The organism is Brachybacterium sp. SGAir0954 (assembly GCF_005490785.1).
Classification (GTDB): Bacteria; Actinomycetota; Actinomycetes; order Actinomycetales; family Dermabacteraceae; genus Brachybacterium; species Brachybacterium rhamnosum.
Genome location: NZ_CP027295.1, coordinates 2,275,201 through 2,299,109 on the forward strand (window position 1 = coordinate 2,275,201; position 23,909 = coordinate 2,299,109).

Consider the following 23,909-nt stretch of genomic DNA (forward strand, 5'->3'; position numbering starts at 1 on the left):
AGACCCGGGCGCTCCCGTGCACCCGCGGACGACTGCGACGAAGGAGTCCCCATGACCAGGTCCCTCCCGCTCACCACCCGCCGTTCGGCCCTCGCCGTCGGCGGTCTCGCCGCCGCCGCGGCCGGACTCGCCGCCTGCAGCAGCGGCGGGGACTCCGGCTCCTCCGACGGCGGCGGCACGAGCATCGACCTCGAGGAGCGCGGCCCCATCACGCTCGCCCGTGGGAAGGACACCACCGGCGCGCTCGCGGACTTCCTCAGCCGTTGGAACGACGACCATCCCGACGAGCAGGTCACCCTCATCGAGCTGCCCGAGAGCGCGGACGACCAGCGCTCCCAGTTCATCTCCAACGCCCAGGCGAAGTCGGACTCCTACACCGTGCTCGGCCTCGACGTCGTGTGGACGGCGGAGTTCGCGGCGAACCAATGGGTCGTGGCCCTGCCCGAGGACACGTTCGACCTCGACGCCCTCATCCCCGCGACCGTCACCACCGGCACCTACTTCGACAAGCTCTATGCGGTCCCCTTCACCACCAACGCCCAGCTCCTGTTCTCGCGGAAAGACCTGCTCGAGGAGGCGGGGTACGACCAGCCGCCCGCGACCTTCGAGGAGATGTGGGAGATCGTCGCGAAGGTCCAGGAGAAGCATCCCGAGATCAACGGCTTCGGCTCCCAGTACGCGAAGTACGAGGGCCTCACCTGCCAGCTGACCGACGTCGTCGCCTCCGCGGGCGGCGAGATCTTCGACGCCGAGGGCGCCCCGCACGCCGACTCCGCCGAGGCCACCACCGCCCTGCAGACCCTTCGCGACGGGTTCGACCAGGGCCACATCCCCCAGGAGGCGCTCACCTACAAGGAGGAGGAGTCCCGGCAGGCCTTCCAGGACGGGAAGCTGATCTTCCTCCAGAACTGGCCGTACGTGTGGGACCACTTCCAGAACGACGACGGCTCCTCCCAGGTCGTCGACAAGGTCCAGGTCTCGCTCGTGCCGGCGGTCGCCGGGGAGGGGACCTCGACGATCGGCGGCGCGAACTACGCGATCAGCGCGTTCGCGAAGAACAAGGGCACCGCGGTGGACTTCATCGCCTTCATGACCGCGCTCGAGCAGCAGAAGGCCTGGATGATCGAGACCGCGACGCCCACGGCCACGGCCGCCGTCTACGAGGACGCCGAGGTCGCGAAGACCTTCGAGTTCCTCGACACGCTCAAGAGCGCGATCGACAAGGGCGTCAGCCGCCCCCAGGTGGTCAAGTACGGCGACGTCACCCAGGCCATCCAGGAGGCGGCGTACTCCTGCATCTCCGGTGAGGCGGAGGCCGCCGACGCCCTCGCCCAGCTGCAGGAGCAGCTCACGGGTCTCGTCGAGAGCTGAGCATGAGCACGCTCGCGCACCGGCGCCGGGCACGGGGCGACGGCCAGGAGGGCCTCGCAGGTCTCCTGCTCTCCCCGACGCTCCTGCTGCTCGCCCTCGTCGTCGGCTTCCCCCTCGTGCTGTCCGTGCGGCAGTCGCTGTTCCAGGGCGGGGACGAGATCGACCCGACCACCGGGATCATCCAGCAGGGCGACACCTTCGTGGGCCTGCAGAACTACCTCGACGCCTTCACCTCCTCCGGGGCGGGGGCGGGATTCTGGAACGCCTTCTGGAACACGACCCTCTTCACCGTGGTGGGCGTCGCGATCGAGACGGTGCTCGGTGTCGCGATGGCGCTGATCATGGCCCGCGCGCTCCGGGCGACCGGACTGATCCGCGCCTCGATCCTCGTGCCCTGGGCGATCCCGACCGTGGTCTCCGCCCTGATGTGGCAGCTGATCTTCGACGCGAACGGCATCGCCAACGAGATCATCGGGCAGCAGATCCTGTGGACCACCGAGGGACTCCAGGCGAAGGCCGCCGTGCTCATCGCGGACATCTGGAAGACGGCGCCCTACATCGGCCTGCTCACCCTCGCCGGTCTGCAGACCATCGACGAGCAGGTCTACGAGGCCGCGAAGGTGGACGGGGCGAACCGCTGGCAGACCTTCTGGCGGATCACGCTGCCGCTCGTGCGCCCCGTGCTCATGGTGGCCGTGCTGTTCCGCCTGCTCGACGCGATGCGCATGTTCGACCTGCCGTACGTGCTGCTGGGGAGGCTCCGCTCGGGGCAGACCCTCTCGATGCTCGCGGCGGACGCCGCCTCGAAGACCGACTTCGGCATGGCCTCCGCCTACGCCGTCGTCCTCTTCCTCTACATCTGCCTCGTCGCGGTGATCTTCGTCCGCGGCCTCGGGGCGGACGTCATCGGGGACGCCGACGGGCGCGCCCGTCGGGCACGACCGCGCCGCCTGCGCACGACCGCCGAAGGAGACCTGCCATGAGCACGACGACGACCTCCCCGCGCGACCAGGTCCCGGTCGGGGCCGACAGGGCGAGCGCGGCGCGGCGGGGCCGACGCCTCGGCGCGATCGTGGTGGGGATCGGCATGGCGCTGATCCTCGTGTACTGCCTCGCCCCGTTCGTCTGGATGCTGATCTCCTCGCTGCGGCGGCCGAGCGACGGCCGCTCGACCGCGCTGATCCCGTGGCCGATCAGCGTGGAGAACTACCGGGCAGTCTTCGACCCCGCGAACCACTTCGGCAGGGCGCTCGGGAACTCGCTCGTCGTCGCCGGGGGCACGACCGTGCTCGTGCTGCTCCTCGCGACCCTCGGCGCCTATGCGCTGGCCCGGCTGAGCTTCCGCGGGAAGGTGCTCGTCATGTTCCTCGTGGTCGCGACGTCGATGTTCCCCGTCATCATCCTGGTGGTGCCGCTGCTGAAGCTCTTCACGGGCGGCTTCGACTGGTGGCCCTGGAGCTGGATCAACACCTACCAGGCGATGATCCTGCCGTCGATCTCCTTCGCGCTGCCGCTCGCGGTGTGGAACCTCAACGCCTTCTTCCGGCAGCTGCCCGTCGAGCTCGAGCAGGCGGCCATGGTGGACGGCACGACGCGGTTCGGGGCCTTCGTGCGGGTGATCCTGCCGCTCGCCGCACCGGGCATGTTCACCACGGCGATCATCACCTTCATCGCCGCCTGGAACGAGTTCCTCATCGCGCTGACGATGGTGAACCGCCCCGAGATGCAGACGGCGAACGTGGCGATCTCGAAGTTCACGGGCATCTCGCAGTTCGACACCCCCTACGGCACGAAGATGGCCGCCGGTGTGATCGTCACGGTGCCGCTGATCATCATGGTGCTCGCCTTCCAGCGCCGGATCATCGGCGGCCTCGCGGCGGGCAGCGTCAAGTGAGGGGCCGTCCCCGGCGGGGCAGCGCGCTCCACCGGGGACAGGTCAGCCGCGGCTCCTCGGGCGCATGGCCTTCTTCGCCCGCTGGTACCAGCCGGCGGTGGAGATCATGTTCGGCAGGCCGCCGCCCATGATCGCGCCGGCCGTCGCGCCGGTGAGGCGGTCGTTGCAGCGCTCGCAGAGGATCCTGCCCGTGTAGGTGCGGTGCGGGGTCCCGCGGATCTTGCTCCGGCACTGATCGCATCGCTGGCTCATGGGGCGATCGTCCCACGGCGCCGGGCCCGGGGCGAGTCGCGGATCCTGCTCAGCCCTCGCGGCGGAGGGCGTCGGCATAGTCGTCGAGCACGGCGAGGATGCCCGGATGCTGCCACACCCGGTTGCGGCGGGCGCCGGTGCGCTCCACGAGCACCCCGGCCTCGACCAGCTGGGTGATCGCGCGGTGCGCCGTCGGGTCCGCGACGCCGAGGGCGCCGCGCACGTAGGCGGCGTCGATCACCGGCTGGCCCACGAGCAGCGGCAGGAGGCGGTGCCCGGTCGCCTGGCGGCGCAGGCCCCGCAGCGCCTCCCGGGAGCGGGCGAGCTCGGCGCGCAGATCGCGCACGAGCACCCCTCCGGTCGTCGCCGCGTACCGGGCGGCGCCCGTGAACGCCTCGACCACCGGCCGGGCGTCTCCTTCGCGAAAGGCCGCGAGCGCCGCGGTGTAGCCGGTCACGTCCCGCAGCAGCCCCGCGGAGACCGGCGCGGTCACGGTGCGCAGGAGGCCGCTCCCGCGCAGCATGGCGTGCACGAGCGCCCGCCCGGTGCGGCCGTTGCCGTCGGTGAACGGGTGGATCGTCTCGAACTGGGCATGGGCGAGGGCCGCGTGCAGCAGGGGAGGCAGGTCCGTGCGGGCGACGAAGTCGAGCAGGTCCTCCATCGCCGCGGGCACGTCCTCGGCCTCGGGGGCGACAAAGCCCGCCCCGACCGGTGAGCTCGCGCTGCGTCCCACCCAGACGAGCTGCTCGCGCAGGCGGCCGGCGCCCCGGCCGTGGACGGCGTCGTCGCCCAGCAGGGCGCGGTGCATGTCGAGCACCGCCGCGAGGTCGAGGCGGTCGGCCAGGGCGAGCGCGGCCTCCATCGCGCGCATGTTCGCGACGACGAGGGCGGCGTTCGCGCTCGAGGACTCCGCAGCTCCGCGAGCGCCAGCTGCCGGGCGCCGACGGTGAGGTCCTCGATCTGGGAGCTCGAGGCGGATTCCGTGCGCAGCAGGATCGCGCCCATGGGGCCGAGCACGGGCGCGTCCTCGCCGAGCGCGGCCGCGGTCTCGCGGTCCAGGCCGACGAGCGCGGCCTCGGCGTCGGCGACGTCGGCCGCGAGATCCGCCGGGAGGGGGAGGGGGAGCGAGGCGATCGGGGCCGGCAGCGCGGCACGGTAGGTGCCGGTGCCGGCCGCGCGGGCACGGCGGGAGAGCAGGCCGGAGTCCGGGACGGCCCAGCGTCCCTCGCGGTGGCCCAGCGGGGGGACCGCGAGCGGCGGAAGTGCAACCACGACGGCTCCTTGCTTACCGTTTCTCGGAAAGTGTAAGCAAGGAGCCGTCGGCGGTCCAGGAGGGGTCGGAGGACCTATCAGTCGGTGCCGAGGCGGTCGAGCTCCTCGTCCACGATCTTCGGGTCGAGCTTCGTGAAGATCGGCGTGGGCTTCGCGACCGGCCGGCCGGTGACGACCTCGCGGTGCCCCCACGCGGGGACGCCCGTGTAGTCGCCCGTGATGATGGGGTACGCCGGGCCGCCGTCGAGGTCCTCGACCTCCTGCAGCTGCGGCAGCGGCGCGATCTCCAGCTCCCCGCCCAGCGCCCGCTCCACCGCGTTCGCGGAGAAGGGCAGGAACGGCGCGAGCATCGTGTTGAGGTCCGTGACGGCCTGCGCGAGCACGTGCAGGACCGTGAGCAGGCGCGGGCGCTGCTCCTCGGCCTTGAGCTTGAAGGGCTCCGTCTCGGAGACGTAGCGGTTCGCCTCGCCCACCAGGCGCATGGCCTCGGCGATCGCGGCCCGCTGGCGGTGCGCGGCGATGAGCGAGCCCACCGTCTCGAAGCCCGTCTCGATCTGCTCGAGCAGCGCGCGGTCGATCTCCTCGAGCTCCCCGGCCTCCGGGATCTCGCCCACGTTCTTGGCGATCATCGCCGCGGTGCGGTTCACGAGGTTGCCCCAGCCGGCGACGAGCTCGTTGTTCGTGCGCGAGACGAACTCGGACCAGGTGAAGTCCGCGTCCTGGTTCTCGGGGCCGGCGGCGGAGATGAAGTAGCGCAGCGCGTCGGGCTGGTAGCGGGAGAGCACGTCGCGCACGTAGATGACGATGTTCTTCGAGCTCGAGAACTTCCGGCCCTCCATCGTGAGGAACTCGGAGGAGACCACCTCGGTGGGCAGGTTCAGCTCGCCGAACCGGCCCGGCTCGCCTCCGCGATCGCCCTTCCCGTTCTGGGCGAGCATCTCCGCCGGCCAGATCTGGGAGTGGAAGACGATGTTGTCCTTGCCCATGAAGTAGTAGGTGAGCGCCTCGGGATCGTTCCACCACTTCCGCCACGCGTCGGCGTCGCCGCTGCGCCGCGCCCACTCGATGGAGGCGGAGAGGTAGCCGATCACGGCGTCGAACCAGACGTACAGGCGCTTGGTGGGCTGGTCCTCCCAGCCCGGGACCGGGATGCCCCAGTCGATGTCGCGGGTCATCGCGCGGGGGCGGATGTCCTTGAGGATGTTCTGGCTGAAGCGGATGACGTTGGGGCGCCACAGCCCGGTCGCCTCCCGCTCGTCGAGCCAGCGGCCCAGCTCGCCGGCGAGGGCGGGCAGGTCGAGGTACCAGTGCGTGGTCTCCACGAACTCCGGGGTCTCGCCGTTGATGCGGGAGACGGGGTCGATGAGATCCGTCGGGTCGAGCTGGTTGCCGCAGGTGTCGCACTGGTCGCCGCGCGCGCCCGGCGCCCCGCAGATCGGGCAGGTGCCCTCGATGTAGCGGTCCGGCAGCGTGCGCCCGGTCGACGGCGAGATCGCGCCGTGGCCCGTCTGCTCGATCATGTAGCCGTTGTCCCGCACGCTCACGAACATGTCCTGGACCACCTGGTAGTGGTTCCGGGTCGTGGTGCGGGTGAAGAGGTCGTAGGACAGGCCCAGCGCGACGAGGTCCTCGACGATCACGCGGTTGTTGCGGTCCGCGAGCTCGCGGGCGGTGACGCCCTCGGCGTCCGCCGCGACGAGGATCGGGGTCCCGTGCTCGTCCGTGCCGGAGACCATGAGCACGTCGTGGCCGGCCATCCGCATGTAGCGCGAGAAGACGTCGGAGGGGACGCCGAAGCCGGCGACGTGGCCGATGTGGCGGGGACCGTTGGCGTACGGCCAGGCGACCGCGGACAGGACTGTGCTCATGGGGACCGATTCTAGGGGAGGGCGGAGGCGCCGGGCGCCCCCGGCCGCGCAGGAGCCCCCCAGCTCCTCCCCCGGATCTGCGCCGGTCCCCACCGGCTCCTGTGCGGGAGGGTCCCCGGCCTCGCACGGGCCGTGGCGCGTGAGGATCAGCCGCGCGGGGGTCGGATCCGCGATCTTGACCCCCGCGGCCTCGTCCACGACGGGCGGGCGGCCGGCTGCGGTGGGGGCCGGATCAGTGGCGGTCATCGCTCCTCCTCGAGCAGCGCCCGCGGGCGGACTCCCGCCGGGCTCCGGGCCCCGTCGCGCACCGGGCGCGGGTCGGGGGAGGAGGAGCGGGCCCCCTCCGGATACGCTGGTGCGCATGAGCAACGAAGGACTCCAGGCCGCACAGCGGAAGATGGCCGACGCCGGCGTGGCGCAGACGGCGATCGACGTCTTCTCCCACTACTACGGTCAGCTCGAGGAGGGCGTCACCGGGTCGATCCCCGAGGACACCATCGAGCCCTACCTCGACCCGCCCCGCCTCGAGGACGTGACCATCGACCCGGCGCAGGCGAAGAGCGCCTTCGACCAGCTCGTCGTCATCAACCTCAACGGCGGCCTCGGCACCTCGATGGGCATGGACCGCGCGAAGTCCCTGCTGCCCGTGCGGGACGGGAAGAGCTTCCTCGACCTCATCGTCGAGCAGGTCCTCGCGGCCCGCCGCGCCACCGGCTCCCGCCTGCCGCTCGTGTTCATGAACTCCTTCCGCACCCGCGAGGACACCCTCGAGGTGCTCGCGAAGCACCCCGACCTCCCCGTGGGCGACCTGCCGCTGGACTTCCTGCAGAACAAGGAGCCCAAGCTGACGGTGGACGGCCTCCAGCCCGTCACCTGGGACGCCGATCCCGATCTCGAGTGGTGCCCGCCCGGCCACGGCGACATCTACACCGCCCTGCAGACCTCCGGCCTGCTCCAGCAGCTGCTCGACGCCGGCTTCAAGTACGCCTCCGTCTCCAACTCCGACAACCTCGGCACCGTCCCGAGCCCGGTCCTCGCCGGCTGGTTCGCCTCGACCGGCGCCCCGTACGCCGCCGAGCTGTGCCGCCGCACCCCCGCGGACCGCAAGGGCGGCCACCTCGCCGTGCGCCGCTCCGACGGCCGGCTCATCCTGCGCGACACGGCGCAGACCCCGCCGGAGGAGATGGACTACTTCACCGACGAGCACCGCCACCCGTTCTTCCACACGAACAACCTGTGGTGGGACCTCGAGAAGCTCGACGCGATCCTCAAGGAGCGCGGCGGCGTCATGGGCCTCCCGCTCATCCGCAACGAGAAGACCGTCGACCCCGGCGACAAGACCTCGACGCCCGTCTACCAGATCGAGTCGGCGATGGGCGCCGCGATCGAGGTGTTCGACGGGGCGACCGCGATCGTCGTGGGCCGCGACCGCTTCCTCCCCGTGAAGGCGACGAGCGACCTGCTGCTCGTGCGCTCTGACGTCTACGACCTCGACGAGCGCCGCGCGCTCGTGCAGAAGGTCGACACGGTCCCCGGGGTGTCGCTGACCTCCGAGCCGTACAAGCTCATCGGCGACTTCGAGCTGCGCTTCCCCCAGGGCGTCCCCTCCCTCAAGGAGGCGACGAGCCTCGACGTGCAGGGCGACTGGACCTTCGGCGCCGACGTCTCCGTCGTGGGGGCGGCCGTGCTCGGCGAGGAGGGCGGGACCGTCCCCGAGGGCGCCCGCGTGGGCACCGAGGGCTGATCCCTTCCGCCTCCCTCTGCTGCTGGACAGCGGGCCCCGGTCTCCTCGAGGACCGGGGCCCGCTCCGCGTCCTGCCCCCGTGTGACAGGTACTGCCGGTCCCCGGAACGCCAGGGACTCCCACGCGCTCCCGGGGGGTGGTCGGATGGGATCCGACCACCGACGAAGGAGCAGCACATGACCGCACCGATCCCCGATCTCGTCCTGAACAACGGCGTGACCATGCCGCCGATCGGACTGGGCGTCTTCCAGAGCCCGCCCGAGGAGACCGCCGCCGCGGTCGACACGGCGCTGCGCGCCGGCTACCGCCACATCGACACCGCCGCCGCCTACGGCAACGAGCGCGAGGTGGGCGAGGGCCTGCGCCGCTCGGGCGTGGCCCGCGAGGACGTGTTCCTCGAGACCAAGGTGTGGGTGAGCGACTACGGCTACGACCAGACCCTCCACGCCTTCGACAAGGCGACGGGCAAGCTCGGCGTCGAGACCCTCGACCTGCTGATCCTCCACCAGCCGATCCCCACCCGCTTCGAGCGCACCCGTGAGGCGTACCGGGCGCTCGAGATACTGCTCGCCGACGGCAAGGTGCGCGCGATCGGCGTCAGCAACTTCATGCCCGGCCACCTCGACGCCCTGCTCGAGCAGGCCTCCGTCGTCCCGGCCGTCAACCAGGTCGAGCTGCACCCCTACTTCCAGCAGGCGGACGTGCAGGCGAAGGACGCCGAGCACGGCGTGCTCACCCAGGCCTGGTCGCCGATCGGCGGGATCACCTTCTACCCGGGCTGGGGCGAGGCCCGCCGCAGCGTGCTCGAGGACCCCACGATCGGGGAGATCGCCGCCGCGCACGGGGCGACCCCGGCGCAGGTCATGCTCCGCTGGCACCTCCAGCAGGGCCGCTCGGCGATCCCCAAGTCCGTCACGCCCTCGCGGATCCGCGAGAACCTCGAAGCGCTCGATGTCGAGCTCGACGAGCAGGAGCTGGCCCGCCTCGACGCCCTCGAGACCGGCGTGCGCGGGGGCCCCGACCCCGAGACCCCGAGCGACGCCTACTTCGACATGGTGATCCCCGAGGGCCCGGAGGCCTGAGCCCCCGCCGTCGGGCCTCCTGCGGCCTCCGGACCGCGGGCGGCCCACGCCGCGAGCACGCGCAGGCCGTCCGCGGAGGGCGATCCCGGCGCCGCGGTGTAGACCAGGAGCCGCAGGTCGTCCTGCTCCGCGAGATCCATCGCGAGGTAGTCGAGGTCCAGGTCGCCGACCACCGGATGGTGCAGGCGCTTGGAGCCCGCCCGGTGGAAGCGGACGTCGTGCCGCGCCCAGCGCACCGAGAACTCCGTGCTGCGAGTGGAGAGCTCGCCGATCAGGTCGCTGAGGTCCCGGTCGCCGGGGTGGCGCCCCGCCTCGATGCGGAGCATGCCGGTGACGTCGTCCGCGGAGCGCTCCCAGTCCCGGAAGAACGTGCGGGAGGCGGGGTCCAGGAACAGGAAGCGGGCCGTGTTGAGGGGACGGACGGGGCTCTCCATGAGCGGCGCGTAGAGGGCGTGTCCCAGCGCGTTCGCCGCGAGCACGTCGTGGCGGGCGTTGCGCACCCACGCGGGGGCGTCGGTGATCGCGTCGAGCACCTGCTGGACCACCGCGGGAACACAGCGCGCGGAGGAGGTCGAGCGGGGCGGGCGCGTGCCGACGTCGGCGCGCCGTGCGAGGTCCAGCAGGTGGTCGTGCTCCGCCTCGTCGAGCTGCAGCGCGCGGGCGAGCGCCTCGAGCACCGAGCCGGAGGCACCCGAGAGGTTCCCCCGCTCGAGGCGGATGTAGTAGTCCACGCTCATCCCCGCGAGCATCGCCACCTCCTCGCGGCGCAGCCCGGGCACCCGCCGATGGCCGCCGTACGCGGGCAGACCGGCCCGGTCCGGGGTGAGGCGGGCGCGGCGCGAGGTGAGGAAGTCGCGGACGTCGGACTGCAGGCTCATCCCACGAGCGTAGGTGCGCCTGCGGCGATCCGGGAGGTTCCGGCGGTACCACCCGGGCAGCGGCACCACCCGGGGCCCCGGGGCGGATCAGCTCAGGTGTCGCCAGGCCCTCCGGGGCAGCGTGGCGAGCGCGAGGATGCGCGCGAGACCCGCCTGGTCGAGGAGGTGCGTGCCCACGTCCGTCTCCCGGGAGCCGGTGACGAGATCCGTCGCCGGGTCGCGGCGCGTGCGCCAGAGCCGCTCCGCGACGGCCTGCACGGTGCGGCGACCGCCCACCCGGGCGCCGAGCAGGGCCTCCGCGTGGAGCATGCCGGCGAGCAGGATCGCGGTGAACTGGAGCGGCTGCTCGTCGAGCGGGCCGCCCTCCTCGAGCGGGGAGAAGTGCTCCTCGATCGCGGCGACGAGATCGAGCGCGCGGTCGCGGTGGACCCGGTCCCCGGTGATCTCGTGGGCGAGGGCCTCCGTCGCGAGCGGCACGCCCTGGTTGTAGGCCCAGAAGGTGCGGTCGATCGTGCCGTCGAGCTTCACGTTGTCCCAGAACAGACCCTCGGGGGAGAGCAGCGCCCCGCGCGTCCAGTCGAGCCAGCGCAGGGCGTCCTCGAGCGCCGCGGCGTCCCCGGTCAGCTGGTGCACCCGCAGGGCCAGCTTCGCGGCGGGGACCGTGGAGACGGTGTTGCGGTCGTCGTTCCAGTCGGCCTGGGTCCACCAGATCCCTCCTGGCGAGGGGAGACCCGGGTCGGTCGCCTCCCCGGAGCGGAGCAGCTCGAGCAGCTCCACCGCTCGTTCGAGGTCGCCCGCGGCGCCGTCGGTGAGCAGGTGCTGCTCGATCTCCAGCAGCGCGATCCAGTCGTTGTCGTCGTCGAAGAAGTCGCCGTTCGCACCCTGCTCGGAGTTCGTCGCGGCCGTGTACCCGGGCACTCCGGTGCTGCCGCCCTCGGGGTACCAGTAGTGCTCCTGGGCGCGGATCAGCGCCGCGTGGGCCTCCTCGACGGCGCTCGCGTCGCCGGCGTCCGGGCCGCCTGCGTCGAGCCCGGCGAGCAGCTCGGTCACGGCGGCGCGGGCCTGGGACAGCGGCCAGACGTAGCTGAACTCCGGGTCCTCGGGCTGCCGGGGCACGCGTTCCTGGAGCATGTCGGGATCGCTCTCGGCGCGGAAGGCGCTGAGCATCGCGTCGGTCACGGCGAGGGCGCGGCGTCGACGCTCCGCGGGGCCGGGGGACGGCGCCGCGTGGGCGATCGCGGCGGAGCCGAGGACGGGCGCCGCGACGGCGCCCGCCGCCGCGGCGAGCAGGAGCGGGCGCCGGGCCGGGCCGGGAGCTCGTCCGGCGGCGTCGGTGGACAGGGGGAGCGCCGTGGGGCGGAGGGGGACCTGCAGGGACGTGGTGGCACCTCGATGTGCGACCGAGGACAGGTCCCGGAACCCTACCCGCGTCCTCCCGCCACGTCCCGGGAACCGGGGATCCGGCTCCCCGGAGGGACCGTGCACCCCGGCGCCGCCCCACCGGGGGAGGCGGGCCTACAGCTCGCCGCGCTCCCAGCCCCGGCCGCCCGTGAGGTCCAGCGGATGCGGCAGCGGGTTGCCGTAGCGGTGGGCCGTCGCGCTGATCGCCTGCTCGCGCAGGAAGGGCAGCAGCTCGACGCGGCCGCTCGCGAGCACGGGGCCGGTGAACAGGCCCACCTCGACCCGCTCGGCGTGCGCCGCGCGCAGCGCGTCGTCGACCTCGCCGATGACCCGCACCCGGTGCTGATCCAGCATGGCGATCCGGCCCGCGAACGCGGCCGCGTCCTCGACGCGCACCGCCCCGGGCTCCTGCCCGGCGGCGACGGCGACCGCGAGGAGCGCCGGGTCCGCGAGGGAGACCTCGACCGGGGCGCCCGCCGTCGCGGCCGCGTGCAGCACCCGCTCGAGCTCCGCCGCGCTCGTCCCCGCGGCTCCGCGCACGAGCACCGGCAGCGGCAGGTGGCGCAGCACGTTGATCTCCCCGTGGAGGTCCTGCACGTCCCGCGGGGCGAGCAGCCCGGCGAGGTGATCGCGGTCCGAGGCCTTCGCCGCCTCGAGCCAGGCCGCCGGGTCCTGCTCCCGCGAGGGCACGGCGGGGGAGTCGGCGAGGTCCTGGAGATGGACGAGGTAGTGCGGGCCACCGGCCTTCGAGGTCTGGCCGATCGCCGAGCGCTTCCACCCGCCGAAGGGCTGGCGCTGCACGATCGCGCCCGTGATGCCGCGGTTGATGTAGAGGTTCCCGGCCTCGACGTGCTCGGTCCACCAGGCGATCTCCGCGGGGTCCAGGGAGTGCAGGCCCGCGGTGAGGCCGTAGTCGGTGCCGTTCTGGATGCGGACGGCGTCCTCGAGGGTGTCGGCGTGGATGACGCCCAGCACGGGGCCGAAGTACTCCGTGAGGTGGAAGGCGGAGCCCTCCCGGACGCCGACGCGCACGCCCGGGGACCAGAGCCGGCCGGAGTCGTCCAGCTGCCGGGGTTCCGCGAGCCAGGACTCGCCCTCGCCGAGCTCGGTGAGGCCGGAGAGCAGCTTCTCGCCGGGCGGCTCGATGATCGGTCCCATCTGCACGGTGGGGTCGAGCGGCTCGCCCACGTGCAGGGAGAGCACGGCGTCGGCGAGCTGCGCGTTGAAGCGCCGCGAGCGGGAGACGGAGCCGACGGTGATCACGAGGCTCGCCGCGGAGCACTTCTGGCCCGCGTGTCCGAAGGCGGAGTCGGCGACGTCCTTCGCGGCGAGATCGAGATCCGCCTGCGGCGTCACGATGATCGCGTTCTTGCCGCTCGTCTCCGCGAGCACCCGGAGCGACGGGCGCCACGAGGAGAACAGGCTCGCCGTGTCGTAGGCGCCGGTGAGGATCAGCTGGTCGATCCGGGGATCCGTGATGAGCGCGCGGCCCACCTCGTCCTCCGGGACGTCGATCAGGGTGAGCACGTGCTCGGGGATCCCGGCCTGGTGGAGCAGCGCCGCGATCAGGGCGCCGGTGCGCCGTGCCTGCGGGGCGGGCTTCATGATCACGGCGCTGCCGGTGACGAGGGCGGCGAGGGTGCCGCCGGTCGGGATCGCGAGCGGGAAGTTCCAGGGCGGTGTGACGAGGGTCAGCGGGCGCGGGGCGAGGGACAGCTCGCCGTGGCGCTCGAGGCGCTCCGCCTGCTCGGCGTAGTAGAGGGCGAAGTCGATCGCCTCGCTCACCTCTGCGTCGCCCTGGGCGAGGGTCTTGCCGGTCTCCGAGGCCATCACCTCGAGCAGCTCGGCGCGGTGGGCGGCGAGCACGCGGGCGACGCGCCGCAGCAGCAGCGCCCGCTTCTCGGTGCCGAGGGCGGCCCAGGACCGCTGCGCCTCGAGCGCCGCGGTGATCGCCGCGTCCACGCCCTCGAGGGTGTCCACGCGCGCCGCCTCGGCCTCGTCGGTCCCCAGGGTCGAGCAGCGGATCCGGTGGGTGATCTGGCCGGCCCACAGGTGATTGGCGCGCACGGAGACGTCGGTGTCGGGGGTGTTGCGGAAGCGTCCCGGCACCGTGGGCAGGGCGGGGTCGCCCAGCTCGGGGCCGCCGTCGAGCGGCTCCTCGCGGCGGTCCTGGGTGCGGTGGGAGTCGACGGAGACCTCGCGCAGCGCCCGCTCGAGCGAGCGGGAGAAGCGCTCCTCCTCGCGCGCGTACAGCTCCTCGGAGCGGTCCAGCTCGAAGAGGGCGGACATGAAGTTCTCGGGGGCGGCGTTCTCCTCGAGCCGGCGCACGAGGTAGGAGACGGCGACGTCGAAGTGCTGGGGGTGGACGACGGGGACGTACAGCCGCATGCTGCCCACCGCCTCGCCGACGACGGCCTGGTGGCCGGGGGCCATGCCCGCGAGCATCTCGAACTCGACGCCGCCCTCGCCGCCGCCGGGGATGCCGCGCTCGGTCATGAGCAGGTGGGCCAGCGCGATGTCGAAGAGGTTGTGGCCGGCGACGCCGAGCCGCACCGCCGCGAGCTCCTCGGGGCGCAGGCAGTCCAGCAGCATCCGCACGTACTGGGCGTCGGTCTCCTCCTTGGTGAGCAGGGGCGCCTGCTGCCAGCCGTGGAGGGACGCCTCGACCTTCTCCATGGCGAGGTTGGCGCCCTTGACCAGGCGCACCTTGATCGGCTCGCCCCCGGCGGCGACCCGGCGGCGGGCGAAGACGCGCAGCCGCTCCATGGCGCGCGGAGCGTCCGGCAGGTAGGCCTGGAGGACGATCCCGGCGGGGAGGTGGGCGAGCTCGGGCCGGTCCAGCAGCTTCTCGAAGACCTGCAGGGTCAGCTCGAGGTCGCGGTACTCCTCCATGTCCATGTTGAGGAAGGTGGGGTGCTCGGAGCGGGCGGACTCGAGGTACAGCGGGAGCAACGTCTCGACGATGTGGTCGACGGTCTCCGCGGCGGCCCACAGGGGCAGGTGGTCGACGATCGAGGAGACCTTGATGGACACGTAGTCCACGTCGGGGCGGGCGACGAGCTCGTGCACCCCGGCGAGCCGGCGCGCGGCCTCCTGGGCGCCGAGCACGGCCTCGCCGAGGAGGTTGATGTTCAGCGTCGTGCCGTCCGCGGTGAGACGGGCGATCGAGGCGGTGAGCGGGGCGGGCCGGGCGTCGAGGATGAGATGGGAGACCATCTGGCGCATGACCCGCTGTGCGGTGGGGACGACGAGCTGCGGAGCGAGCCGCGAGGCCGCGCCGCCGAGGCCGAGCACGCGCCGCAGCGGCGCGGGCAGGAAGCGCGGCGGGTCCTGGGCGAGACGCCGCAGCTCCACGGCGGCGGCGCGGGGATCCTCGGGGCGGATCACGCGGTCCACGAAGGCGAGCGTGAAGTCCAGGCCCTTCGGGTCCCGCAGCAGCCCCGTGAGGAGCTGCGAGGAGGAAGGCACGGGCCGTGTCGCGGCCTCGGAGACCCAGGCCCTGACCTGGGCGGTGACCTCCTGCGGGGTGAGGCTGGTGGGACGGGGGGTCTCGCGCTGAGGGGAGGACGAGGACAACGTGCACTGCTCCTTGGGTCGCCGGATCCCCGGCGGGGGTGGTGGGCCGCGGGGCGACGCTGCCCCGCCTCTTGCATCGTAGGGCCTCGGGCAGGACCGCATCGACGATCCTGCTGCCCTGCGCGACCGACCGGTCGGCGACGGGTCCGCGTTGGTCGGAACGTGACACGGTGACCGGATTCCGGCATGCTCGACGTGTCCCACGTCGCATCCGGCGTGCCGTCCGACGAAGGAGATCATCGTGAAGAAGTTCGTGTTCCTGGCCGGTCTCGCGATCGGCGTGGTGGTCGGCTCCCGCCTGGGCCGCGGTCCCTACGAGTCCCTCGAGCGCACCGCGAAGCAGGTCGCCGGGGATCCCGAGGTGCAGCGCCGGGCCGGTCAGGCCAAGGAGGCCGCGGGCAAGGTCGCGCACGACGCCGCGGAGACCGTCAAGGCCAAGGCGCCCGAGGTGGCCTCGGCCGCGAGCGGCGCCGTCTCCGGTGCCGCGAGCGCCGCGAAGGAGAAGGTCTCCGGCTCCTCCGACGACGCGGCCGACGCCACCGTCGCCGAGGACTCCACCGCGGCCGCCGGCGGCGACGCCGAGGTCGGCGAGGACCGTCCGCTGAGCTCCTGATCGCACGTGCTCGCGAGGTGGTGCGGCCCTGAGCGTCCTCGCTCCTCGCAGCGGTGAGCAGATGGCCCCCGTCCCTGAGGGACGGGGGCCATCTGCTGCCGTCGTCCCGCTCGACGGTGCGGAGCGCTCAGCCCAGGACGTGCACCCCGGCCCGCTCCTGCTCCTCCATGAAGCAGGGCCCGCACAGCGACACGTAGGTGACCGCCCCGGTCGCGCCGTCGGCGCCCTCGTCGATGGCGACCTGCTCGCCCTCGAAGACGAAGCGGCCGTCCACGGTGCGGGTGTTGAACTCGGCCTGGGAGCCGCAGCGGCACATGGTCGGCAGCTTCTCGACGTTGTCGGCGAGCTCGAGCAGCCGCTGGGCACCGGGGAACGCGGCGGTGCGGAAGTCGGTGCGCAGCCCGTAGCAGATCACCGAGATCGACTCCGCCTTCGCGAGGCGCAGCAGCTGGTCGATCTGCGCGGGCTCGAGGAACTGCGACTCGTCGACGAGGACGGCGTGCAGCGGCCGACGGTCCAGGGCGTCCGCCGCGTCGAGGATGTGCCGGCGCAGGTCCTCGCCGGGGGTGGCGAGGACGTCGACCCGGCGCTTCGCGCCGCCGCGCGCGACCACCCAGTCCTCGCCCTTGGTGTCGAGCGCGGGCTTCACGGTGATCGTGGCGAGGCCGCGCTCGTCGTAGTTGTAGGCGGTCTTGATGAGGGTGTCGGACTTCCCGGAGTTCATCGCTCCGTACTTGAAGTGCAGCTTCGCCATGCGGGGTGGTCGCTCCGGTGTCGGGGTGTCGGAAAGGGGCTCCGTGAGGGGGCGGCGCTCAGAACTGGTCCATGACCGCGGGCCGGGGCCCGGCGAGCAGCGCATCGAGCAGGGTACGGGCCGCCGGGTCCGCCTGCACGCCGAGGCCCAGCCGCTCGGCGTCGGCCAGGGAGCGGCCGCCGATCAGCAGGAGCGACGCCGCATGGACGTCCAGGCGCACCGCGGGGAGGTCCTGCGCGCCGTCGGTCGCACCGGAGTCCGGGAGCGGGACCGGTCGCACGGCGCCGTCCGCGATCTCCACGCGCCACGCACCGGCCGCGGCCGTCGTGCCCGCAGGCAGCGCGGCATCGTCCACCTCGAGGCGCAGCGCGCCCTGCAGCCCCGCCGGGGCGGGCCGCGCGGTGAGCGCGGCGGCCGTGTCCGTCACGCGCACCATGACCAGCGGCATCACCTGCGGGTCGTGGCGGGCGCGGCCCCCGGGGAGGGCGTCGAGCACCGGGTCCTCCACGCGGAGGCGCAGCCGCAGCGTCTCGGTGACCGTGGACCAGGTGCCGAGCGAGCGCAGCAGCTCGCGACGGTCCTCGCGGCTGCGACCCAGCAGCTCATGCACCTCGAGCCCCACGCCGTCATCCCCACCCGTGCGGGTGAAGGAGACGTAGCCGTGGGCGGTGCCCGCCCCGTCCTCGAGCAGAAGCGCGTGCCAGGGCTCGGCGGGGAGCTCGGTCCCGAACAGCGGCCCCTCCCGCGTGAGCATGCCGTTGTCCCCGGCGGTGAGCTCCCGGTACAGGGCACGCACCCGCTCGAAGGACCCGGCGGTGACGGGCACCGTGCGACGGTCCGGGACCGGGCGCAGCCGCTGGAGGTCCAGCAGGGGCACGCGCAGGAACCCCACCTCGGTGACGACCTGATAGCCGAGGGCCCGGTAGATCGCGACGTTCGCCGGGTAGAGCATCGAGAAGGCCATGCCCTCATGCGTGCAGCGCGCGAGCACCGCGGTCATGAGCTCCCGGAAAAGGCCTCCCGCCCGATGCGCCGGGTGGACGGCGACCCCACCGATCCCGCCGCAGGCGACCGTGCCGCCGGCGAGGGTCACGCGGTCCTCGCGGATCTGCGCGCCCGCGGCGAGCACGCCCTCGGCGCCGCCGGGCAGGGACGTCGAGTCGATGCCCAGCGGGATGAGCCCGGGGGAGAAGGGCCTGCCCGGGTCCTCCCCGGCGCTCCCGCCGAAGGCGAGCGCGCTGAGACGGCGGTAGGCGGCGGCGTCGGAGGTCGTGAGCTCTCGAACGGGCATGGTGCGAGTCTAGGTGGGCTCCCGCTGCGCCCAGGGGAGCCGTTGCATACTTGTCGCGGCCGCGCTCGTGCCCGGCCAGGAGGAGGTCCCGTGAACCAGCGCAGCGAGCAGGGGTCGCGCCCCGCGCCCCGCAAGCCCATCACCCGCCCGAGCACCGCGCACCGCTCGGGACGCGAGGCCCTGCACCGTCGGCTCTCCGCCGGTGACCCGCGCAGCGACCAGGATCCCGCGCGCCGGATCCCCGTGGGCCTGTCGACCTCGTGCGTCTTCCCCTCCGGGGTCGAGGAGGCCTTCCGGCTCGGCCAGCTCATCGGGTACGACGGCGTCGAGGTGATGGTCTCCTACCCCAAGGACAGCCAGGACGTCGCCGAGCTGCGCGGCTACTCGCGCCTCTACGAGCAGCCGATCATGTCCCTCCATGCGCCCACCCTGTTCTTCCTGCAGGGCCTGTGGGGCCGGGACCCGTGGGTGAAGATCGAGCGCACGGTGCAGATGGCCGTCGACCTCGAGGTCCCCACGGTCGTCGCGCACCCGCCGTTCCGCTGGCAGGGGAAGTACGCCCACGGCTTCGTCGACGGCGTCGCCGAGCTCGAGGAGCGCTACGGCGTCGCGATCGCCGTGGAGAACATGTACCCGTGGCGGCTCGGGGTGCGCGAGGTGCTCACCTACCTCCCCGACCACGACCCCACGGACGAGGACTACGAGCACGTCACGGTGGACCTCTCGCACGCCGCGACCGCGGGGGACGACGCCCTGGCGATGATCGACCGCCTCGGCGACCGGCTCACCCACCTCCACCTCGCGGACGGCTCCGGCTCCACCACGAAGGACGAGCACCTGCCGCCGGGGGAGGGCAACCAGCCCTGCGCCGAGGTGCTGCGACGGCTCGCGAACACGGGCTGGGGCGGCTCCGTGCTGCTCGAGGTCAACACCCGTGGGGCGGGCGGGGCCGAGGGCCGCGAGCGGATCCTCCGCCAGTGCCTCTCCTTCGCACGTCACCACCTGGGCCACCACCTCGACGAGCCGGGGGAGACCACCGCTCCCTGACGTGGGATCCGACACCCCACGGCCCACTGCCAGGTGCCGGTGGGAGGATAGGGGCCATCTGCGCCCGATCCACCCGTGCATCCAGCGGGGGTCCGGCGCCGAGTCCGACGACGACAGACGAGGTAGCGCACGTACATGGGGAATGCGAACACGGGATTCGTGCACAGGAACGCGGCGCTGCTCGCCGTGGAGATGAGCCTCCCGCAGGTCACCGTCACGTCCGACGAGATCGACGAGATGCTCGCCCCGGCGCGCAAGCGGCTGCGCCTGCCCAAGGGCGTGCTCCAGCGCGTCGCGGGCGTCTACGAGCGCCGCTGGTGGCGTGACCGCGAGAACGGCTGGAAGCAGGGCGTCGTGCTCGCCGCCGAGCGCGCGATGGCCAAGGCCGGCATCATGCGCGACCAGGTCGACCTCATCATCAACGCCTCGGTCTCCCGCCAGCACCTCGAGCCCGCGGTCGCGACGACGGTCCACCACTCGCTGGGCCTGCCCACGAGCGCCATGAACTTCGACATCACCAACGCGTGCCTCGGCTTCGTCAACGCGATGACCATGGCCGCGGGCCTCATCGACTCGGGGCAGGTCCGCTACGCGCTGATCGTCGGCGCGGAGGACGTCGAGCGCGCCCAGCGCGGCACGATCGAGCGCCTGAACTCGAAGACCGCCGTGCGCGACGACTTCAACAACCAGTTCGCCTCGCTGACCCTCGGCTCGGGCGCCGCCGCCGCCGTCATCGGCCCGGCGGACGAGCACCCCGAGGGCCACCGGCTGAAGGTCACGCAGGCCCGGGCCGGCACCCAGCACCACGAGCTCTGCATCGGCGACATGCACGACATGCGCACCGACTCCGCGGGCCTCCTCGAGAACGGGATCTCGCTGATCCTGGACACCTGGAAGGACGCGAACGACGCGGGCCACGACTTCCGCTCGATCGAGCACATCATCCCGCACCAGGTCTCGATGGTGTACACCCGCAACTTCTCGAAGATCACCGGCGTCTCGATGGACCGCATCCCCGTGACCTTCCCGGACTGGGGCAACATCGCCGCAGAGGCCGTGCCGATGACCCTCGCCCACCACCAGGAGAACATCGCCCGGGGCGAGCGCGTGCTGCTGCTCGGCGTGGGCTCCGGACTCAACACCGCGATGATGGAGGTCGAGTGGTGAGCACCCGCCGCCCGCAGCCCGAGCCCCCCGCCCTGCCCGGCGTCGACCCGCGCATCCAGCGCACCCTCGAGGTGCGCGACCACGCAGGGGAGGAGCGCCGCTGGCACCTCCTGGACTCCGCCCCGCTGCTCGCTGAGCGCGGCGTCACCCCGCGGGGCACGCTGCTCGCGGTGCACGGCAACCCCACGTACTCCTTCCTCTACCGCTCGCTCGTGCGGGAGGACATCCCGTGGCGCGTGATCGCCGTGGACCAGCTCGAGATGGGCTGGTCCGAGCGCACGGGCACCACCCGTCGCCTGCAGGACCGCATCACGGACCTCTCCCTGCTCACCGATGCCCTGGACCTGCGCGGCCCTGTCGTCACCGTGGGCCACGACTGGGGCGGCATCGTCTCGGTGGGATGGGCGCTGGACAACCGCCACGACGTGGTCGGCATGGTCCTCACGAACACGGGCATCCACCAGCGGATCGGCGAGCAGCTGCCCAGGGCGCTGCAGCTCGCGACGACCCCCGCGGTGCTCCCCGCGACGACGTCGATCACCGACGCCTTCCTGCGCACGACGCTCGCCCTGTCCAAGCCCGCGCTCCCGCGCGAGGTCCAGGACGCGTACCTCGCGCCCTACCGGGGGCGCTCGCGTCGCCGCGGCATCGAGACCTTCGTCGCGGACATCCCCGCCGCGGAGGACCACCCCTCCCGCGCCACGCTCGAGCGGCTCGCCGAGGGCATCCGCGAGATGCAGGTGCCCACCCTGTTCGCCTGGGGCCCGAAGGACATCACCTTCTCCGACCGCTACCTGCGCGATCTCATCGCGCGGGTCCCGCACGCCGCCGTGCACCGCTTCGAGGGCGCCTCGCACCTCGTGTGGGAGGACGCCGACGTCGCCGGTCTCGTCGCCACCTGGCTCGCGGACACCTTCGGCGAGGACGCGTCCGCACCGCCCGCGCCGGCGCCGGCCGCGGTCTCCACCTACGCCGAGCAGGCGCCCGCGGAGCCCGTCGGCGCGCCGATCGCCCGCCTCGCTGCGGATCCCGCGCACGCCCACGGGCCGGCCGTCGTCGAGATCGTGGGGCACGGCAGCGCCGGCCGCGAGATCTCCTGGTCGCTGCTGCACCGCCGCGTCGAGGACGTCGCCTGCGGCCTGCTCGCCCACGGGGTGCGCCCCGGGGACCGGGTCAGCGTGCTCATCACCCCCGGCGCGGATCTCACGGTCGTGCTCTACGCGTGCCTGCGCATCGGCGCGGTCGCCGTCATCGCCGACGCCGGACTCGGCGTCGACGGCCTCACGCGCGCCGTGATCGGCTCGCACCCGGACTGGATCATCGGCATCCCGAAGGCGCTGGTCGGCGCCCGCGCGCTCGGCTGGCCGGGTCGCCGGATCAGCGTCGAGCAGCTGCCGACGGTCGACCGCCGTGCCCTCGGGGTCGACACCTCGATCGCGCAGCTCGCCGCGGAGGGCGCCCGCATGCGGGACCTCGGCGCCCCGCTCGACGCCCCGCACCCCGCGCCGGGCGCCGACGCCGCCGTGCTCTTCACCTCCGGCTCGACCGGTCCCGCCAAGGGCGCGGTGTACACGCACGCCCAGCTCGGCGCCATGTTCGCGGCCGTCGGCGACACGCTCCGGCTGGACCCGTCCCGCGGCCTGGTCGCCGGCTTCGCGCCCTTCGCGCTGCTCGGCCCGGCGCTCGGCGCGCCGAGCGTCGTCCCCGACATGGACGTCACCCGGCCCGGAGAGCTCACCGCGCAGGCCCTCGCCGACGCGGTCGACGCCCTCGGCTCGCCCGCCGTGTTCACCGCCCCCGCGGCGCTGCGCAACATCCTCGACACCGCCGCGTCGCTCGACGACCGCGGCCGCGCGGCCCTCGCCCGGGTGCCGAGCTTCTTCTCCGCCGGCGCCCCGATCCCCGCGCACCTGCTGCGCCGGCTGAAGGACCTCATGCCGGCCGCGAGCGCGCTCACGCCGTACGGCATGACCGAGTGCCTGGCCGTCACCGCGATCTCCCTCGAGGGGATCGAGGCGGCCGGCGAGGGCTCCGGTGTGTGCGTCGGCACCCCCGTCCCGCGCGTCGAGGTGGCCCTCGCGCCGCTGGACGCCGAGGGCAGGACCACCGCCGAGATCACCCAGGAGCCGGGCGTGACCGGCGAGATCCTCGTCCGGGCCCCGCACGTGCGGGACCGCTACCTCATGCTCTGGGGCACGACACGCACCTCCCGGCGCTTCGAGGGCTGGTACGCCACCGGCGACGCCGGTCACCTCGACGAGGACGGCCGGCTCTGGGTCGAGGGGCGCACCACCCATGTGCTCGCGACCGCCGAGGGCCTGTTCACCCCGGTCCGGATCGAGGAGGCCGCCGAGGCCGTCCCGACCGTGCGCCGGGCCGGCGCCGCGGTCGTCGGCCCCCGCGGCACCCAGCAGGTGGTGGTCGTGCTCGAGACGGAGGACGACCACCGTCCCGGGCGTGCGACCCGGCCGCGTCCGGCGTCGCCCGCGCTCCAGGAGGCGGTGCGCCGCGGCGTCCGCGAGGCCGCCGGGGTGGGCGTCGTCGCCGTGTTCACGACGCGCTCGCTGCCCACGGACATCCGCCACAACTCGAAGATCGACCGGGCCGCACTGTCCCGCTGGGCGGAGCAGACGCTCCGCGGCGAGCGCGCGGACGCCCTGTGAGCGCCCGCAGCGTCCTCGTCACCGGCGCCTCGGGCATGCTCGGCGGCGCCGTCGCCGAGCGGCTGCGGGACCGCGGCGACTCGGTCCGCGCCTTCCAGCGGCGACCCGCCGGCATCCCCGGCGTCGCCGACGTGCAGGGCTCGCTCACGAGCGCGGAGGACGTCCGGCGCGCCGTGGACGGCGTCGACGCGGTCGTGCACCTCGCCGCGAAGGTCTCCATCTCCGGACCGGAGGAGGAGTACCGCGCGATCAACATCGGCGGCACCGGGAACGTCGTGGACGCCCTGCGCGAGCGCGGCGGCGGCGCCCTGGTCAACGTCTCCTCGCCGTCCGTCGCCCACCTCGGCACCGCGATCGTGGGCCTCGGGGCGACCCCGGCGGATCCCGCGCACGCCCGCGGCCCCTACGCGCGCACCAAGGCCGCCGCGGAGCAGCTCGCCATGGCCGCGGACGGCCACGACGGCCTGCTCGTCACCTCGGTGCGCCCCCATATCGTGTGGGGCCCCGGCGACACGCAGCTCGTGGGCCGCATCGTCCAGCGGGCCGCCGCCGGCCGGCTCCCGCTGCTGGACGACGGCATGGCGCTCATCGACACGACCTACGTCGACAACGCGGCCGACGCGATCGTCGCGGCCCTGGACCGCGTCGAGGACGTCCACGGCGAGAGCTTCGTCGTCACCAACGGCGAGCCGCGCACCGTGCGCGACGTGTTCGGCGGCTTCTGCGACGCGGCGGGGGTGCCGCGGCCGACGCTCCGCGTCCCCGGCGCCGTGGGCCGTCTCGCCGGTCGTCTCGTCGAGGCGGTCTGGGCGGTGCGACCGGGGGAGGACGAGCCGCCGATGACCGAGTTCCTCGCCGAGCAGATGTCCACCGCGCACTGGTTCGACCAGCGGGCCACGCAGGAGCGCCTCGCCTGGACCCCCGCGGTGAGCGTGGACGAGGGCTTCGACCGCCTCGCCGCCTGGTTCCGCGAGCACCCCGTCACCGCCTGAGACTGCTGCAGGACCGACACCGAGCCCGAGCTCGAGACCGAGGG

At 73.3% G+C, this 23,909-nt stretch carries 18 protein-coding genes; 10 read left to right on the plus strand and 8 right to left on the minus strand.

Annotation, left to right across the window (positions count from 1 at the left end; all coding sequences use genetic code 11):
• The first annotated feature begins 51 nt into the window (after positions 1-51).
• From C1N80_RS10200 to C1N80_RS10210, 3 genes are read left to right on the plus strand one after another with little or no spacing between them, the layout of a single operon-like run.
• Entirely contained in the window at positions 52-1,371 is a 1,320-nt protein-coding gene (locus C1N80_RS10200) for an ABC transporter substrate-binding protein (protein ID WP_137770657.1), read from the plus strand.
• 2 nt (positions 1,372-1,373) lie between these two features.
• On the plus strand, positions 1,374-2,354 hold the full coding sequence (locus C1N80_RS10205; protein WP_137770658.1) for a carbohydrate ABC transporter permease: 981 nt from the start codon (positions 1,374-1,376) through the stop codon (positions 2,352-2,354).
• Positions 2,351-3,265 (plus strand): carbohydrate ABC transporter permease, encoded by a 915-nt coding sequence (locus C1N80_RS10210; protein WP_137770659.1) that lies wholly within the window; start codon positions 2,351-2,353, stop codon positions 3,263-3,265. The genes C1N80_RS10205 and C1N80_RS10210 overlap by 4 nt, the downstream gene beginning before the upstream one ends.
• A 42-nt stretch (positions 3,266-3,307) precedes the next feature.
• Here the strand turns inward: C1N80_RS10210 and C1N80_RS10215 are convergent, their stop codons facing one another.
• From C1N80_RS10215 to metG, 3 genes are all read right to left on the minus strand, one after another.
• The gene (locus C1N80_RS10215) at positions 3,308-3,517 is read right to left on the minus strand and encodes a hypothetical protein (protein WP_137770660.1); all 210 of its coding nucleotides are present in this window, start codon (positions 3,515-3,517) and stop codon (positions 3,308-3,310) included.
• A gap of 49 nt (positions 3,518-3,566) precedes the next feature.
• Complete coding sequence (locus tag C1N80_RS10220) at positions 3,567-4,379, minus strand: Fic family protein (RefSeq protein ID WP_240811094.1); 813 nt, start codon at positions 4,377-4,379, stop codon at positions 3,567-3,569.
• Between the two features lie 487 nt (positions 4,380-4,866).
• The gene (metG, locus tag C1N80_RS10225) at positions 4,867-6,657 is read right to left on the minus strand and encodes a methionine--tRNA ligase (RefSeq protein WP_137770661.1); all 1,791 of its coding nucleotides are present in this window, start codon (positions 6,655-6,657) and stop codon (positions 4,867-4,869) included.
• A 361-nt stretch (positions 6,658-7,018) separates the two neighbouring features.
• Here metG and C1N80_RS10230 point away from each other — a divergent pair, with 361 nt between their 5' ends.
• Together C1N80_RS10230 and C1N80_RS10235 are read left to right on the plus strand one after the other, a co-directional pair.
• Complete coding sequence (locus C1N80_RS10230) at positions 7,019-8,401, plus strand: UTP--glucose-1-phosphate uridylyltransferase (RefSeq protein ID WP_137770662.1); 1,383 nt, start codon at positions 7,019-7,021, stop codon at positions 8,399-8,401.
• A gap of 176 nt (positions 8,402-8,577) precedes the next feature.
• A complete protein-coding gene (locus C1N80_RS10235) occupies positions 8,578-9,483 on the plus strand; it encodes an aldo/keto reductase (RefSeq protein WP_137770663.1) in 906 nt (301 codons plus the stop codon).
• Here C1N80_RS10235 and C1N80_RS10240 read toward each other — a convergent pair.
• From C1N80_RS10240 to C1N80_RS10250, 3 genes are all read right to left on the minus strand, one after another.
• On the minus strand, positions 9,444-10,361 hold the full coding sequence (locus C1N80_RS10240; RefSeq protein ID WP_137770664.1) for a helix-turn-helix transcriptional regulator: 918 nt from the start codon (positions 10,359-10,361) through the stop codon (positions 9,444-9,446). The two genes, C1N80_RS10235 and C1N80_RS10240, sit on opposite strands and share 40 nt — an antisense overlap.
• Positions 10,362-10,448: 87 nt before the next feature.
• Positions 10,449-11,492 (minus strand): glycoside hydrolase family 76 protein, encoded by a 1,044-nt coding sequence (locus tag C1N80_RS10245; protein ID WP_168198081.1) that lies wholly within the window; start codon positions 11,490-11,492, stop codon positions 10,449-10,451.
• A gap of 384 nt (positions 11,493-11,876) precedes the next feature.
• Positions 11,877-15,338, minus strand: coding sequence for a bifunctional proline dehydrogenase/L-glutamate gamma-semialdehyde dehydrogenase (locus C1N80_RS10250; protein ID WP_240811095.1), 3,462 nt, complete (start codon positions 15,336-15,338; stop codon positions 11,877-11,879).
• A 241-nt stretch (positions 15,339-15,579) separates the two neighbouring features.
• Between C1N80_RS10250 and C1N80_RS10255 the strand changes: the two genes are divergently transcribed.
• Positions 15,580-15,951: a hypothetical protein gene (locus tag C1N80_RS10255; protein ID WP_137770667.1), complete on the plus strand. Its 372-nt coding sequence runs from the start codon at positions 15,580-15,582 to the stop codon at positions 15,949-15,951.
• Between the two features lie 127 nt (positions 15,952-16,078).
• On the opposite strand, the gene C1N80_RS10260 is transcribed toward C1N80_RS10255, so the two are convergent.
• Positions 16,079-16,705 carry a thymidine kinase gene (locus C1N80_RS10260; protein WP_137770668.1) on the minus strand — a complete coding sequence of 209 codons (627 nt, stop codon included), beginning with the start codon at positions 16,703-16,705 and terminating at the stop codon, positions 16,079-16,081.
• A gap of 58 nt (positions 16,706-16,763) precedes the next feature.
• Positions 16,764-17,996, minus strand: coding sequence for an enhanced intracellular survival protein Eis (gene eis, locus C1N80_RS10265; RefSeq protein WP_137770669.1), 1,233 nt, complete (start codon positions 17,994-17,996; stop codon positions 16,764-16,766).
• Between the two features lie 90 nt (positions 17,997-18,086).
• Here eis and C1N80_RS10270 point away from each other — a divergent pair, with 90 nt between their 5' ends.
• The 4 genes from C1N80_RS10270 to C1N80_RS10285 all read left to right on the plus strand — a co-directional run bounded on the left by C1N80_RS10270 (position 18,087) and on the right by C1N80_RS10285 (position 23,865).
• Entirely contained in the window at positions 18,087-19,043 is a 957-nt protein-coding gene (locus tag C1N80_RS10270; protein ID WP_137770670.1) for a sugar phosphate isomerase/epimerase, read from the plus strand.
• Between the two features lie 135 nt (positions 19,044-19,178).
• Complete coding sequence (locus tag C1N80_RS10275) at positions 19,179-20,210, plus strand: 3-oxoacyl-ACP synthase III (RefSeq protein WP_137770671.1); 1,032 nt, start codon at positions 19,179-19,181, stop codon at positions 20,208-20,210.
• Positions 20,207-22,873, plus strand: coding sequence for an alpha/beta fold hydrolase (locus C1N80_RS10280; RefSeq protein ID WP_240811096.1), 2,667 nt, complete (start codon positions 20,207-20,209; stop codon positions 22,871-22,873). The genes C1N80_RS10275 and C1N80_RS10280 overlap by 4 nt, the downstream gene beginning before the upstream one ends.
• Complete coding sequence (locus C1N80_RS10285) at positions 22,870-23,865, plus strand: NAD(P)-dependent oxidoreductase (RefSeq protein ID WP_137770673.1); 996 nt, start codon at positions 22,870-22,872, stop codon at positions 23,863-23,865. Before C1N80_RS10280 ends, C1N80_RS10285 begins: the two co-directional genes overlap by 4 nt.
• Positions 23,866-23,909 lie beyond the last annotated feature (44 nt).

Excerpts from the sequence above, each read along its gene's own strand:
- C1N80_RS10200 (WP_137770657.1), top strand. The coding sequence starts at position 52 with ATGACCAGGTCCCTCCCGCTCACCACCCGCCGTTCGGCCCTCGCCGTC.
- C1N80_RS10205 (WP_137770658.1), top strand. The coding sequence starts at position 1,374 with ATGAGCACGCTCGCGCACCGGCGCCGGGCACGGGGCGACGGCCAGGAG.
- C1N80_RS10210 (WP_137770659.1), top strand. The coding sequence starts at position 2,351 with ATGAGCACGACGACGACCTCCCCGCGCGACCAGGTCCCGGTCGGGGCC.
- C1N80_RS10215 (WP_137770660.1), bottom strand. The coding sequence starts at position 3,517 with ATGAGCCAGCGATGCGATCAGTGCCGGAGCAAGATCCGCGGGACCCCG.
- C1N80_RS10220 (WP_240811094.1), bottom strand. The coding sequence starts at position 4,379 with ATGGAGGCCGCGCTCGCCCTGGCCGACCGCCTCGACCTCGCGGCGGTG.
- metG (WP_137770661.1), bottom strand. The coding sequence starts at position 6,657 with ATGAGCACAGTCCTGTCCGCGGTCGCCTGGCCGTACGCCAACGGTCCC.
- C1N80_RS10230 (WP_137770662.1), top strand. The coding sequence starts at position 7,019 with ATGAGCAACGAAGGACTCCAGGCCGCACAGCGGAAGATGGCCGACGCC.
- C1N80_RS10235 (WP_137770663.1), top strand. The coding sequence starts at position 8,578 with ATGACCGCACCGATCCCCGATCTCGTCCTGAACAACGGCGTGACCATG.
- C1N80_RS10240 (WP_137770664.1), bottom strand. The coding sequence starts at position 10,361 with ATGAGCCTGCAGTCCGACGTCCGCGACTTCCTCACCTCGCGCCGCGCC.
- C1N80_RS10245 (WP_168198081.1), bottom strand. The coding sequence starts at position 11,492 with ATGCTCCAGGAACGCGTGCCCCGGCAGCCCGAGGACCCGGAGTTCAGC.
- C1N80_RS10260 (WP_137770668.1), bottom strand. The coding sequence starts at position 16,705 with ATGGCGAAGCTGCACTTCAAGTACGGAGCGATGAACTCCGGGAAGTCC.
- eis (WP_137770669.1), bottom strand. The coding sequence starts at position 17,996 with ATGCCCGTTCGAGAGCTCACGACCTCCGACGCCGCCGCCTACCGCCGT.
- C1N80_RS10275 (WP_137770671.1), top strand. The coding sequence starts at position 19,179 with ATGGGGAATGCGAACACGGGATTCGTGCACAGGAACGCGGCGCTGCTC.